The sequence below is a fragment of the Shewanella sp. UCD-KL21 genome, assembly GCF_001957135.1.
Lineage (GTDB): Bacteria > Pseudomonadota > Gammaproteobacteria > Enterobacterales > Shewanellaceae > Shewanella.
In genome coordinates, this window is record NZ_MPHK01000012.1 from 53330 (window position 1) to 67443 (window position 14114).

Here is a 14114-nt window from a genome sequence, read left to right on the forward strand (position 1 = left end):
TATGTGCTTATCAGTGCCTTCTCAAATTACCGCTATTCACGATGATACTAGTGTCACCGTCGATACCTTAGGGGTTAAACGCCGGGTCAGTAGTCATTTAATGACAGAGCCATTAAAGGTGGGCGAATTTGTGTTGATCCATATCGGATTTGTGATGAATAAAATCGATACAGAAGATGCCAAATTAAGTTTGGAACTCTATAAAGAGATTGTTGATAAACTTAATGATGAAGGAAGTGAATTATGAACCTCACTGAACTTTATCAACAGTTTCGCAATCCTGACACCATCAAAGCGTTGGCAGAAGAGATAAAATTACATGCTAGTCAGCTAGATACTGATATTAACATAATGGAAGTATGCGGCGGTCATACCCACACCATAATGAAATATGGTTTAAAGCAATTGCTGCCAGCTAATATCAATTTTATTCACGGACCAGGTTGCCCCGTGTGTATTATGCCAAAAGAGCGCATCGACCATGCTGCTGCATTAGCACAGCTTGATGACGTTATATTATTGACCTTAGGGGATATGATCAGAGTGCCGGGTTCCAAAGGTAGTCTTGCTCATTACCGAGCTAAAGGTTGTGATATTCGGCCTTTATATGATCCTATGGATGCCCTTAGTATCGCAAAAGACAATCCCGATAAAACCATTATCTTTTTTGCCATTGGCTTTGAAACATCAACCCCAATGACAGCAGTGTTAATAGACCAAGCTGAAAAACAGCAAATAAATAATCTGTTATTTCATATCAACCACGTTTTAGTGCCACCAGCAATTGATGCCGTGATGGCCAACCCACAAGCTAAAGTAAATGCCTTTATAGGACCTGCCCATGTGAGCGTGATTAGCGGCGCTAAAATTTACCAAGCGGCAGTAGATAACTACCACACGCCAGTGGTGGTAGCCGGTTTTGAACCTGTGGATGTGATGGAATCAATCCTTAGAATTGTTAAACAAAAACAGCAAAATATTGCCCAGCTTGATAATCAATACAGCCGCGCGGTCAGTTACGAGGGTAATCAAGCAGCGCAAGCATTAATCAACCAATACTTAACCCTTAGAGCATCATTTAGGTGGCGTGGTTTAGGGCCGATTGCCAAATCAGCATTAACCTTAAAACCTCAGTACGCCCATCGCGACGCCGAAATTATATTCAAACAACAGCTACCCACTGAAGAAATTGATGACCACAAAGCCTGTCAATGCGGTGATATTTTGCGCGGACTGGCTAATCCACAAGATTGCAAAGTCTTTGGCAGAGGCTGCTCTCCAGACAATCCATTGGGCAGTTGTATGGTCAGCTCAGAAGGTGCCTGCAATGCATATTATCGTTATACAGGAGTAACGAATGCCAGCTAACAAATATCAACAAGTGCAGTTAAGCCATGGCGGCGGTGGTAAAGAGATGAACAGTTTAATTACTGATATGTTCTTTAAAGCTTTTTCAAATCCAATTTTGGAGTCTCAAGAAGATGCTGCAGATTTAAATTTAACCGGCCATTGTGCATTTACTACCGACTCTTTTACTGTTGAGCCTTTATTTTTTGCTGGTGGTGATATCGGCAAACTGGCTGTGGCTGGCACAGTTAATGATTTAGCCATGATGGCAGCGCAGCCAGAATATTTAAGCTGTAGCTTTATAATTGAAGAAGGCTTTGCCATTAAAGATCTGAATACCATAGTGCAAAGTATGGCCACCGAATTACATAAATCTGGTGCACGTATTGTCTGTGGTGATACCAAAGTGGTGCCTAAAGGCTGCGCTGACGGCATATTTATTAATACCTCAGGTGTGGGCCGAATTTTAAAACCCGGCATCTCAGTTAAAAACCTGCAACAAGGTGACGCTATTATCGTATCCCGAGACATTGGAAGGCACGGCGCCGCCATTTTAATGGCACGTGATAGCTTATCTTTAGAGTCCGAACTCACCAGTGATTGCGCCACTCTCTGGCCCATAGTCGAGCAACTTATTGCAGCGAATATCGACATCCATGCCATGAGAGATGCCACTCGTGGCGGCCTATCTGCGGTATTAAATGAATGGGCCAATGCATCTGCTGTTGGCATTGAAGTGGATGAGAAATTAATTCCAATATCGCCACAAGTCCAAGGCCTGTGTGAACTTTATGGTTTTGAAGCCTTTGATTTAGCCAATGAAGGCACCTTTATCATCGCCCTGCCACAGGCGCTAGCTGAGCAAGCTTTGACTATCATGAAGCAGTATTGCCACTGCGATCAAGCCTGCATTATTGGCAATGTGACAGATCAACACCTTGGCAAGGTCGTATTAACCACACCATGGGGTAGTAGCCGCTATTTAGATGTCCCCCAAGGTGAGCTACTACCAAGGATTTGCTAATGCATGAGTATTCGATTGTGATGTCATTATTGGAGCAAATAGAGCAGTTAGCGGCCCAAAATCAAGCCAATGAAATCGTCAGAGTACAGATTAAAGTTGGAGTTTTAAGTGGCGTTGAGCCTCATTTATTGGCCACGGCATTTGAAACATTCAAACTTGAAGGAATTTGCCACAACGCCTTGCTGGATATGAATATACAAGCGTTAATCATTCACTGCCGCCAATGTGATACCCAATCAGAATTAACCGAACGTAATATTGTTTGCCCCAAATGTTTAAGTACCAATACTCAGGTAATTGATGGTGAGCAGATGCTGTTAATGCAACTAGAAATGAATACCGATTAAAGCTCAATTTGTAAAAACTGTTATTAACCAATTAAAAAGAATTAGAGAGGAACTAACAATGAAAACGAAACTAACCGCAATGCTAATGGCTGCATCCCCTACTCTTGCATTGGCCCACGAAGGTCATGGCGCAGTGGGACTTTTTCATCATCTGTATGAACTCGCACCTGCTATTGCATTAGTAGCCATTGTCGCCTTAGTTATTTATAACAAAACGCGATAACTTGCATAAACAGCACTTATTTTAAACAGCACTTATTTAAGACAGCACTTATTAAAACAAAAGTCACTAACTACCAAGCCAAAAGTCACTTGGTCAATATGAGTTAGCCAGTTACTGCAAGCTTACTTTTAATGCTATCCATTGAGCGCTCCCCACTGCGCTCAATGGATAGCTTTTTTCGACTTATCAACCAGCCCCACAAACATGGCTAATTTATCTGGCAATAAAGCCAAGCCGCCTTAACGATTAATCCTTAGCAGTCGTGGTTAAAAATAAATCCCCAGCAGTGCAACGGTCTATCAAGCTTAAAACGATATTTAGCCGTCTGTTTTGTGCTGTTTATGTCATTCTTAAGGCTAATTTGTTCATAAAACCATCTAAAAATGCTAGTTCACGCTTATAAATCGGCTTTGTTTAGCTTAAGGTAATATTTCACCAAGACCACAAGTTAACTGATCCAAGGATGTACTATGTCAGCAGCTGCAATAATTGCCACTAACAGATTTGGACTTGGCGCGAGGCCAAACGAACTCTCCCTAGCGACTAACGATCCTAAAGCCTATTTAGTGAAACAATTGGTGATCCCAGAGTTTGAAGCAACCGAGTTCAACTCTGACGAAATAATTCGTCAAGTGAGTGAATTTTTAAGACAAGAGCAACTAGCAAAAAAAAACCGTCAAACTGAAAATATGATGTCCATGCAAGGTCAATCTAATTCAAATAAAGGCAACAATAAAAAGAAATTTAACGGGCCAAAGCCACTGCCGCCGCACAAACAAGCCTATTACCAGCTAACAGCCAGTGCATTTAATAGCGCAATCAATTCTCCAAACTCATTAAGCTGGCGTTTATTACAGTTTTTTTCAAATCACTTTAGTGTCACGGTCAGTGGACGAGTGATGACAGCACTTGCCGCCACATTAGAACGTGAAGCCATAGCGCCAAATTTATTAGGATCATTTGAAGACATGCTACAGGCGGTATCCAGTCATCCTGCCATGATACGTTATCTCAATAATGAAAAGTCGTTCGGCGCCAATTCCCCTCTTGGCAAGCGAGGCAAAGGGTTAAATGAAAATTTAGCTCGAGAAATCCTCGAACTGCACACCCTTGGGGTTAATGGTGGTTACACACAAGCTGATGTCATTGAGCTAGCAAACGGAATTAGCGGTTGGAGCATTGCCAACCCCAGAAAAGATAATGCCACAGGTTTTATCTATCGAGTCAATGGCCATGAGCCAGGTGCCAGAACCCTACTCGGTAAACAATATCCTGCCGCACAAGATAATGCCTCTGGCGTAAAACAGGGGCAAGCAATGCTGGCTGATATTGCCAAACAGCCCCAAACTGCAACCCACCTGTGCTATAAAATTGCTAAATATTTTATAAGTGATAATCCTTCTGAATCACTACAAAAAAAACTCGTTGAAACATGGACACAAACTGATGGCAACATCAAACAAGTCATGCTGACCTTAATTAATGCAGAGGAGTCTTGGCAGCCTGAACTGCAGAAGTTTAAAACCCCAGTTGAACATGTCATCTCTAGTTACCGCGCAGTTGATCAGCCTGTCACTAACATGCAAAAGTTACTGAAGCAGTTAGGTGAAATGGGTCAACAGCCTTTTAAAGCGGGCTCACCTGAGGGCTTTGGCGATCTAGAACCAGACTGGAACAGTGCTAATGCATTAATGACCAAAATCAACTGGACCACGCAATTTGCTACCTCGCAACGAGATTCTGATACAGCTCAGACAATTAATACCGTATATGGCAACTCATTATCTGAATTATCATTTAATACCATTACCCGTGCAGAAAGTCGTGAACAAGCTTTAGCGTTATTATTACTTAGCCCTGAGTTCTTAAGGAGATAGCATGCAACGTCGTGAATTTATTAAAGGGATCGGTGCCAGTTTAGTGATGTTAAGCAGCGGCCTAGCGCCTAGCCCAGTTGCCATTGCAAAATCCGCATCCTCAGCTAACACTCAAACTAAAAAGAATATCGTCTGGGTCATACTGCGCGGCGCACTCGACCCCTTGCATACCATAGTGCCAGTTAATGAGCCTAACTTTTCGCAATTAAGGCCCACGCTAGCCGGTAATGTCGCCAATTCAAAACTCCTGTTAAACCCACAATTTAGTTTAAATCCAGTATTAACCAATATGCATCAGTGGTATCTCGACAAGCAACTGTTACCTATTGTGGCAGTATCGTCTGGCTACCCTGAGCGGTCACATTTTGCTGGACAAGACTTTTTAGAAAGCGGCGGCGAACTTAAAGAGCTTGAGTCTGGTTGGTTAGGACGAGCCATAAGTGCTTCACTAGATAATAGAAACAATAATGCTATCGCCATTTCAAACGCTGTTCCCATCAGTTTACGCGGTAGTGATCGAGTTAATACTTGGTATCCCACTAAAGGAAAGCCAGCTGATGAAGATATTTATCAGCAGTTAGCTCTGTTATACCAACAAGACACAAAATTATCTCAAAACCTGATGGACGGCATTTCATTAAAAGAAATGGCCATGGCCGGAGGTAGTAATAACAGTCGTAAATTTGCCGCTTTAGCTCAAGCCTGCGGTAATTTTTTAACCCAAAGTGATGAAATAGATTGCGCCATGTTAGAGATGGGCGGCTGGGATACCCATAGCAACCAACATAGTCGCCTCAAGCGGCAATTAAGCCAATTAGATAATGGCCTTGAAGCACTTAAAAGCGCGTTAGCCGATCAATGGCAACATACCGTGGTAATCGTGGCGACCGAGTTTGGCCGTACGGTGAAAGAAAATGGCACCTATGGCACCGATCATGGCACTGGTAGCGCTATGTTTATCGCTGGTGGCGCGGTAAAAGGCGGTAAAGTCTTAGGGCAATGGCCGGGGCTTAAACCTGAGCAGTTGTTTCAAAAACGCGATTTGCAACCCACCACAAATAGCTTTAGCTGGATAACCACAGTGATGCAGCAACATTGGCAACTAACAACCGAAGAGATTAATCAGATACTGCCCCATAATCCGCCCTATGATGTTCCTATCATTAGCTAAACCCGTAACAATACAATCCATATAAAAATGCCTGACTTATTGCTAAGTCAGGCATTTTTTATCTAAGGCTATTAACCCATTGGTTTAAACTTTAGGCTTTTAACGCACTATCAATCATTACTTGCGCCTGACTGATAATTTCAGCTAAATGCGCCTCACTGACAAAGCTTTCAGCATAAATTTTAAATAATGCTTCAGTGCCAGATGGACGCGCGGCAAACCAGCCATTTTCAGTGGTGACTTTTATGCCGCCAATTGCCGCATTGTTACCTGGCGCATGAGATAAAATAGCGGTAATGGTTTCACCAGCAAGGACGGTATCGGTAAAACTATCTGACGATAGAGTCTCAAACTTGGCCTTTTTCTTCAGGCTGATAGGGCTATCGATACGGGTATAGTAACTCTTACCAAATTGCTCAGTTAATTCTACATAACGCTGTGCAGGCGTTTTACCTGTTACGGCTAAAATTTCAGCGGCTAATAAAGCTAGAATAAAACCGTCTTTATCGGTACACCAAGTAGAACCATCTTTATTTAAAAAGGCAGCGCCGGCACTTTCTTCACCACCAAACGCAATACTGCTGTTGGCAAGACCGTCAACAAACCATTTAAAGCCCACTGGGACTTCTAAACAATGTCGTTGGTGTGATTGACAAATTCTGTCGATAATTGCACTTGATACTAAGGTTTTACCAATGGCTAAGTCTGCCGCCCAATCTTTGCGGTAAGTCAGCAAGTAATCAATAGCGACAGCAAGGTAATGGTTTGGGTTCATTAATCCAAAACCTGGGCAAACAATACCGTGACGATCGTAATCTGGATCATTACCAACACAGACATCAAAGTTTTCACTATGGGCTAATAACCCTGCCATGGCATAAGGTGATGAACAATCCATGCGGATTTTGCCATCTTTATCTAATGGCATAAAACCAAAGCTTGGATCGACTTTTTCATTCACTAAGGTAATGTCTAAACCATATTGCTCAGCAATGTGGGACCAATAGTAAATACCTGAGCCACCCAATGGATCGACACCAATTTTAATTTTAGCTTTGGCAATGGCTTCTAGATCAATAACCTTGCTTAGTGCATTAACATAAGGGGCGATAAAATCAACTTCATCAATCCAGCCTGACTCTACAGCAGTACCGTAATTGACTTTTTTAACGCCATTTAATTGATTCGCTAAATACTCATTGGCAGCGGCTTCAATTTGTTTGGTGATCTCGCCTTCTGCAGGTCCACCATGGGGCGGATTATATTTAATGCCGCCATCTTGAGGCGGATTATGGGACGGAGTAATAATAAGACCGTCAGTGAGATCGCCGCCATTAACATTGGCACTCACAATAGTTTGCGAGACAACCGGTGTTGGGGTAAAACCGTCATCCTTTTGGACTTTTACAGCGACTTGGTTAGCTGTAAGTACTTCAAGCACTGACATATAAGCTGCGTACGATAAAGCGTGGGTGTCAAAACCGACTATCATAGGGCCGGTGATACCTGCTTGTTGACGATAATCAACCACAGCCTGAGTAATGGCCCAAATATGATTTTGGTTAAAACTGACCTTAAGTGAACTGCCGCGATGCCCTGATGTACCAAAAGTCACTTTTTGCTGCACATCTTCAACATTAGGGACGATTCGGTAATAGTGGCTCATCAATTTGGGTAAATTAATCAAATCCTGTTGTATTGCTACAGTCCCTGCTCTGTCATGAATTGCCACGGCATACTCCCTATTTAGTAAATTAAAACTTGTGTTAAATTCTTTCGGCAATTGATTGTGCCAGCTCTTCGTTACAGCCAAGTTGTACTAATACTTCTGACAAAATAGTACGTTTTTTAGCGGTGTTATTATTAGTGGTAACCCAATAACCGCTGTTACCGATCTCCTTCGGATTGGCAGACTGGCTGGCTTTTAATAATTCCGCTTTTGAACGGGCAAAATATAAACGACCACGGCCCTGAATTTTTAAGATTTGATCAAAAGTGGCTGGCGTCATTGCAGAAAGTGACTCGAGCAAAAACATAAAGCGCCCTACTGCGCCTTTTTGCTGAGATAACATATGTTCATGTATAACAGTGTTGAAATCCACCTCAGTGTTTACTTCTTCAATTACGGCAGCTTCAGCGACTTCTGGCGTGATAACCTCAGCCTTTACTTTAGCAACACTTACAGCACTGGCGGTTTCTAAGCTAGGTTGGCTTATCGCTAAAGGCTCTGCAGGTTCAACTGATTCAATAGAAAGATCCAACAAACGGCGTAAAATATCAGATGCACTCTCACCGATGCGCTCTGTTTTACTTGCAATATAACGATAGAGTTCTTCGTCTATCTCAATATATTTACTCATCAATGCTTCCTTTGGTCTTAATCTATAGTCAAAAACGTCAAGCCACTTAAGACGGCTAATAATTACCGGTGGCATTTTCGATCGATTTAGATCGATCTCTATATAATGACAGTCTACCCATCTCACGCCGATGGTAAAGAGCAAAATTTGCTAAATACCTCAAAATTAGTCAATTTCACAGTATCAATGGCACTGTTGGATGCTTTAATGAACATATAGCCACTGACTAATTCATTTCAGATCTTGATAATCATCCCCATTTACAGGCAAAATCACGCCTTCGTTGACTTCAAAATGGACATTTCAATGCATTACGTTTCATCAGGTACTGGCCCAGCAGTGGTATTAATTCATGGCTTATTTGGTAATTTAGACAACCTGAAAAACCTCGCAAATGCACTGGAAGTAAACCATCAAGTTATCCGGGTCGACTTACCTAACCATGGTTTAAGCGAGCATTGGCAATACTTAGATTATCCACGTCTCGCGCAGGCCTGTGTTGATTTACTAGACAGTTTGAATCTAACCGAAGCCCATTTTGTTGGCCATTCAATGGGCGGTAAAGTCGCCATGGCTTTAGCGTTATTACATCCTGAAAAAGTCACTAGCTTAGTGGTTGCAGATATCGCCCCAGTGGCTTATGAACCACGTCATCAAACCGTATTTGCTGGGTTAACATCCTTAACCCTTGATCAATCCACCAGCAGAAAATCAGCATTAGATCATTTAATCAGCGCTGATATTGATTTAGGCACCGCGCAGTTTTTGCTAAAAAACCTGCAGCGAACCGACAAGGGCTTTGAGTGGAAAATGAATCTTGACGGTTTAATCGAGAATTATCCGCAAATCATTGCTTGGGATATCGCCGATAAACAATACGATAAGGCCTGTTTCTTTATCCGTGGTGGTGACTCTCAATACGTGCTTGCAGAGCACACCAACGCCATCATGGCGCAGTTTCCCCGTGTCAGTGCTAAAACCATCAATGGTGCAGGTCATTGGTTACACGCCCAAAAACCTGAAATATTTAATCGATTAGTTGCTGAGTTTATCGATAGCAATAGCCACTAATTAAGATGTAAATTTTCATTAATAGAGGCCAACAAATATGGCTCATAGTATATCTATGTGATATATTCCCGCCCTCTTTTAGCCTTAAAGCATTACTAAAGGAAAAAACATGTTGAATCAGTATATGGATCAAATTGAAACATTAGGTCTAAACTTGTTTTTTGCTTTAATATTTTTCTTTATTGGTATGGCTATTCACGATGTCCTTAAGCAAGGCCAAGTGCCCAAATTTGGACGTTACATCGTATGGTTAGTATTATTCCTTGGCTGTGCCGGGTTTGTAGCAAAAGGTATTATTCAGATCACCTGGGAAGGTTCAGGGATCGGTTAAACAGAACGATGGCAAAAGAAACAACAGACAGAACCACCATTGACCTGTTTGCTTCAGAGAAGCGTCGTGGACGTCCTAGAAGCAACCCCTTAAGTCGGGAACAACAGTTAAAGGTCAATAAGCGCAATCAAATACAACGTGATCGCGCTAACGGATTAAAACGAATAGAGTTAAAGGTGTCACAAGTTTTATATGACGCCTTGAACGAACAAGCATTGGCCAGTAACATCAGCCGTAGCCAGTTAATCGAATTAATCTTGCAACAACAAATCGACAACTGAACCGTTTTTTTAAATTCGCAAAGCGAACATGATATTTAAAGGATAGACAATGGCAACTGTAGGTCTTTTTTTCGGTAGTGACACTGGTAATACCGAGGCTGTAGCCAAAATGATCCAGAAGAAGTTGGGTAAAAAAATGGTCGATGTCAAAGACATCGCCAAAAGTACCAAAGAGCAAATCGCTGAATTCGATTTGATCTTATTTGGTATTCCAACCTGGTATTACGGTGAAGCACAATGCGATTGGGATGACTTTTTCCCTGAGCTTGAACAAGTAGACTTCACTGATAAATTAGTCGCAATCTTTGGCTGTGGTGATCAAGAAGATTACGCTGAGTACTTCCTTGACGCGATGGGAATGGTTGGTGATATCGTTTCTGAGCGTGGCGGGATCATTATTGGTCATTGGCCAACTGAAGGTTACGACTTTGAAGCATCAAAAGGCTTAGTTGACGACAAACACTTTATTGGTTTAGGTATTGATGAAGATCGTCAACCAGAACTGACTGAAGAGCGTGTTGACGCTTGGGTTAAGCAAATTTATGAAGAAATGTGCTTAGCTGAATTAGAAGACTAATATTGAGTCTCTAACTTTGTTTTTATGATTAACTAAAAACAGTTTAAAAAGCGGCCATTGCCGCTTTTTTTAGCGCTAACATTTGGCACCAAATAGCGAGCTATTGTGTTGAGAGATAAAAAGTGAACCAATCAAGCAATCAACATTGGGATATATTCTGCGCTGTTGTCGATAACTACGGCGACATCGGTGTCACCTGGCGTTTAGCCAAACAGTTGCACGCAGAGTACGGTATTGAAATCAATTTGTGGGTCGATGACTTACACAGCTTTTCGCATATTTTACCGCAGTTAAACCCGGCGATAGCCCAGCAATACTTTTATGGTGTTAATATTTTTCAATGGAATAATCCATTAGATATTGAGTACAAAGCTGGAAGCGTATTGATTGAAGCATTTGCTTGTGAATTACCTTCACAAGTTAAAAGCTGTATTGAAGAGCTCCATAAGCGTAATAAACACCAGACTTCGACCTCATCACATACTCCACCGCTATGGATAAACCTTGAATACCTTTGCGCAGAAGATTGGGTTGATGGCTGTCACGGTTTGCCTTCAATGCAACAAAGTGGCCTTAAAAAGTATTTTTATTTTCCTGGGTTTACAGCAAAAAGTGGTGGATTGATTTGCGAGCAAGACTTATTTAGCCAACGTGATGCTTGGCAAGCTGATAGCAGCAATAAACTGTCATTGTTTCGCCAATTAGGGTTATCAGGCATTAACGCTGAAGATGTCGTCGTATCAGTATTTAGTTATGAGTCACAAGCCCTAGCAAATTTGGTCAAGCTTTGGCGTCAATCAAGCCAAACCCTACATGCGTTAATTCCTATGGGCAAAAGCTTAACCAGCATCATTGATTTATTGCCAGTGACCATAGATAACATTAAACCAGGTCAGCAATATCAGCTGGAAAATCTTGTTATTCACATTCTGCCAATGACAGATCAAAGCGGCTTTGATCGACTGCTTTGGAGCTGTGATATCAACATTGTTCGCGGAGAAGACTCTTTTTTGCGCGCTCAGTGGGCAGCTAGGCCGTTTATTTGGCATATTTACCCACAAGATGAAGATTATCACCTAGTAAAACTGCAGGCTTTTGTTAATATCTATACCCACAAACTTGATGATAGACTTGCAAATATCTTCTCGGAAGTGAATTTTGCATTCAATCAGCAACGTGTCGATATCAATGAATATTGGCAACAACTTATTTCAGTGCAATTGCCTATGCAGCGTCATGCTGCAGATTGGGCAGTTGATGCGAAAAATGATGCAGATCTTGCTACACGTCTGGTTCAATTTATTAAAACCAGCTAAGATACTGCGCAATTAAAATTAATACCTAAAATATAGGAATAAAGTAATGAAAACTGCTCATGAACTCCGTCCTGGTAACGTGATCATGTTAGATGGCAGCCCATGGGTTGTTCAGAAAACTGAAACAACTCGCTCTGGTCGTAACGCTGCAATCGTTAAAATCAAATTAAAGAACGTTCTACAAGACTCTACCACTGAAACCACCTTTAAAGGTGATGACAAAATGGAAGATATCATCCTAGAACGTTTAGCATGTACTTACTCTTACTACGCAGATCCTATGTATGTATTTATGGATGCTGAGTACAACCAATATGACGTTGAAGCTGACAACTTAGGTGATGCTTCTGCTTATATCGTTGACGGTATGGAAGAAGAATGTTCAGTCACTTTCTACGAAGGTAAAGCGATTTCTGTTGAATTACCAACTAGCATCGTTCGTGAAGTAACTTACACTGAGCCTGCTGCTCGTGGTGATACTTCAGGTAAAGTAATGAAGCCAGCAACCATTACTGGTGGTGGTACTGTTACTGTAGCTGAATTCGTTAAAATCGGTGATAAAATCGAAATTGATACTCGTACTAACGAGTTCAAAAAACGCGTTTAATTATCGCTATCATTAGGGAGGCCTTTAACGGGACCACCCTAAAAGTCTAAAAGCCAGCACTTGCTGGCTTTTTTGTTTTTTTGTATTTATTTTATACACTTAAGTTAGCTTATCTTTAATCAGAGAGTTACACTCAAAAACGCCAGCAAGTTAGTGTTTCATCTTGATTACGCTCGCCGATTTAGTCATTTAACCTAATCGCGTGTCGATAATATAAGCCGTGCAGTACAATCCTCTAATAAACTGATTAAAATATTCAATTAATCCTTTTCTCACTGCCATTAATTCGTTATTGTTCGGATACTTATGTCGTATTAGTAACTTGAGGCAAGTATGCGCCCTATTATCAAATCCAATAAACTCGATAGTGTTTGCTATGATATTCGAGGACCTGTTCATAAAGAGGCACGCCGCCTAGAAGATGAAGGTCATAGAATATTAAAACTGAATATCGGCAACCCTGCCCCTTTTGGATTTGAAGCCCCTGAAGAAATTGTCCGTGACGTCATTTTAAACTTACCAAGCGCACAAGGTTATTGTGAATCAAAAGGGTTATTTTCTGCCCGTAAAGCCATTGTGCAGCATTATCAAGCTCAAGGGATCTTTGGTATTGATATCGAAGATGTGTATATCGGTAACGGTGCATCTGAGCTTATCTGTATGGCATTACAAGGGCTACTTAATACCGATGATGAAGTACTGATCCCCTCACCTGATTATCCGCTATGGACCGCTGCAGCCAACCTTGCTGGCGGTAAAGCAGTGCATTATCGCTGCGATGAAGAATCAGACTGGTTTCCGGATCTTGACGATATTAAAAGTAAAATCACCCCGCGCACCCGCGGCATTGTGATCATCAACCCCAATAACCCTACAGGTGCGGTATACAGTCGTGAGTTATTGTTAGAGGTGGTTGAACTGTGCCGTCAACATGACATCATTTTATTCGCCGACGAAATCTACGATAAAATTCTTTATGATGAAGCTGTGCATGTGCATGCAGCTTCGCTTTCAGATGATATTTTAACAGTGACGTTTAATGGCTTATCTAAAGCTTACCGCGCTGCAGGTTTTCGTGTTGGCTGGATGGTGCTCAGTGGCAATTTAAAAGCCGCTAAAAACTATATTGAAGGTTTAGACATGTTGGCGTCAATGCGCTTGTGTTCTAACGTACCTAATCAGCATGCGATACAAACCGCTTTAGGTGGCTATCAAAGTATTAACGAGTTAATACTGCCAAATGGCCGTTTAACCGCCCAAAGAGACGTCTGTTATGACGTGCTTAATTCAATACCCGGTGTTAGCGTTAAAAAACCTAAGGGAGCTTTATATGCCTTCCCTAAGCTGGACTTAAAGAAATTTAATCTTAGAGACGATGAAAGACTGGTACTGGATTTACTAAAATCTGAAAAAATGCTTTTAGTCCAAGGCACCGCCTTTAACTGGCCAGAGCCCGATCATCTGCGAGTGGTATTTTTACCCCACAAAGAAGACTTAACTAAGGCGCTCACAGATTTTGGTAACTTTTTAGAGAACTACTCACAGTAATAATCAGTAATAGTCACAACAAACACAGCCACTA

General features: G+C 41.6%; 16 protein-coding genes. 14 read left to right on the plus strand and 2 right to left on the minus strand.

What is annotated here, in order from left to right; translation table 11 throughout:
• The first annotated feature begins 1 nt into the window (after window position 1).
• The 7 genes from BM739_RS12075 (at window position 2) to BM739_RS12100 (ending at window position 5989) form a co-directional block, all read left to right on the plus strand.
• A complete protein-coding gene (locus BM739_RS12075; RefSeq protein WP_076540941.1) occupies window positions 2-247 on the plus strand; it encodes a HypC/HybG/HupF family hydrogenase formation chaperone in 246 nt (81 codons plus the stop codon).
• Window positions 241-1368, plus strand: coding sequence for a hydrogenase formation protein HypD (gene hypD / locus BM739_RS12080; RefSeq protein ID WP_076540943.1), 1128 nt, complete (start codon window positions 241-243; stop codon window positions 1366-1368). Before BM739_RS12075 ends, hypD begins: the two co-directional genes overlap by 7 nt.
• Complete coding sequence (hypE, locus tag BM739_RS12085; protein ID WP_076540945.1) at window positions 1358-2371, plus strand: hydrogenase expression/formation protein HypE; 1014 nt, start codon at window positions 1358-1360, stop codon at window positions 2369-2371. Before hypD ends, hypE begins: the two co-directional genes overlap by 11 nt.
• On the plus strand, window positions 2371-2718 hold the full coding sequence (locus tag BM739_RS12090; RefSeq protein WP_076540947.1) for a hydrogenase maturation nickel metallochaperone HypA: 348 nt from the start codon (window positions 2371-2373) through the stop codon (window positions 2716-2718). Before hypE ends, BM739_RS12090 begins: the two co-directional genes overlap by 1 nt.
• Before the next feature lie 58 nt (window positions 2719-2776).
• Window positions 2777-2941, plus strand: coding sequence for a hypothetical protein (locus tag BM739_RS20255; RefSeq protein WP_175609522.1), 165 nt, complete (start codon window positions 2777-2779; stop codon window positions 2939-2941).
• A 470-nt stretch (window positions 2942-3411) separates the two neighbouring features.
• Complete coding sequence (locus BM739_RS12095; RefSeq protein WP_076540949.1) at window positions 3412-4818, plus strand: DUF1800 family protein; 1407 nt, start codon at window positions 3412-3414, stop codon at window positions 4816-4818.
• Between the two features lies 1 nt (window position 4819).
• Window positions 4820-5989 (plus strand): DUF1501 domain-containing protein, encoded by a 1170-nt coding sequence (locus BM739_RS12100; protein WP_076540951.1) that lies wholly within the window; start codon window positions 4820-4822, stop codon window positions 5987-5989.
• A 91-nt stretch (window positions 5990-6080) separates the two neighbouring features.
• On the opposite strand, the gene pgm is transcribed toward BM739_RS12100, so the two are convergent.
• Both pgm and seqA read right to left on the minus strand, forming a co-directional pair.
• Complete coding sequence (gene pgm, locus BM739_RS12105; RefSeq protein WP_076540953.1) at window positions 6081-7721, minus strand: phosphoglucomutase (alpha-D-glucose-1,6-bisphosphate-dependent); 1641 nt, start codon at window positions 7719-7721, stop codon at window positions 6081-6083.
• A 34-nt stretch (window positions 7722-7755) separates the two neighbouring features.
• Complete coding sequence (gene seqA / locus BM739_RS12110; RefSeq protein WP_076540955.1) at window positions 7756-8349, minus strand: replication initiation negative regulator SeqA; 594 nt, start codon at window positions 8347-8349, stop codon at window positions 7756-7758.
• A gap of 306 nt (window positions 8350-8655) precedes the next feature.
• Here seqA and BM739_RS12115 point away from each other — a divergent pair, with 306 nt between their 5' ends.
• The 7 genes from BM739_RS12115 (at window position 8656) to BM739_RS12145 (ending at window position 14080) form a co-directional block, all read left to right on the plus strand.
• The gene (locus BM739_RS12115) at window positions 8656-9420 is read left to right on the plus strand and encodes an alpha/beta fold hydrolase (RefSeq protein WP_076540957.1); all 765 of its coding nucleotides are present in this window, start codon (window positions 8656-8658) and stop codon (window positions 9418-9420) included.
• 109 nt (window positions 9421-9529) lie between these two features.
• Window positions 9530-9751, plus strand: a complete 222-nt coding sequence (locus BM739_RS12120; protein WP_076540959.1) for a DUF2788 domain-containing protein — start codon at window positions 9530-9532, stop codon at window positions 9749-9751.
• 8 nt (window positions 9752-9759) lie between these two features.
• Complete coding sequence (gene ybfE / locus BM739_RS12125; protein ID WP_076540961.1) at window positions 9760-10032, plus strand: LexA regulated protein; 273 nt, start codon at window positions 9760-9762, stop codon at window positions 10030-10032.
• A gap of 49 nt (window positions 10033-10081) precedes the next feature.
• Window positions 10082-10609: a flavodoxin FldA gene (fldA, locus tag BM739_RS12130; RefSeq protein ID WP_076540963.1), complete on the plus strand. Its 528-nt coding sequence runs from the start codon at window positions 10082-10084 to the stop codon at window positions 10607-10609.
• Between the two features lie 122 nt (window positions 10610-10731).
• Window positions 10732-11925 carry an elongation factor P maturation arginine rhamnosyltransferase EarP gene (gene earP / locus BM739_RS12135; RefSeq protein WP_076540965.1) on the plus strand — a complete coding sequence of 398 codons (1194 nt, stop codon included), beginning with the start codon at window positions 10732-10734 and terminating at the stop codon, window positions 11923-11925.
• Between the two features lie 46 nt (window positions 11926-11971).
• Window positions 11972-12532 carry an elongation factor P gene (gene efp, locus BM739_RS12140; RefSeq protein WP_076540967.1) on the plus strand — a complete coding sequence of 187 codons (561 nt, stop codon included), beginning with the start codon at window positions 11972-11974 and terminating at the stop codon, window positions 12530-12532.
• Between the two features lie 333 nt (window positions 12533-12865).
• Complete coding sequence (locus tag BM739_RS12145; protein WP_076540969.1) at window positions 12866-14080, plus strand: pyridoxal phosphate-dependent aminotransferase; 1215 nt, start codon at window positions 12866-12868, stop codon at window positions 14078-14080.
• Window positions 14081-14114: the final 34 nt, after the last annotated feature.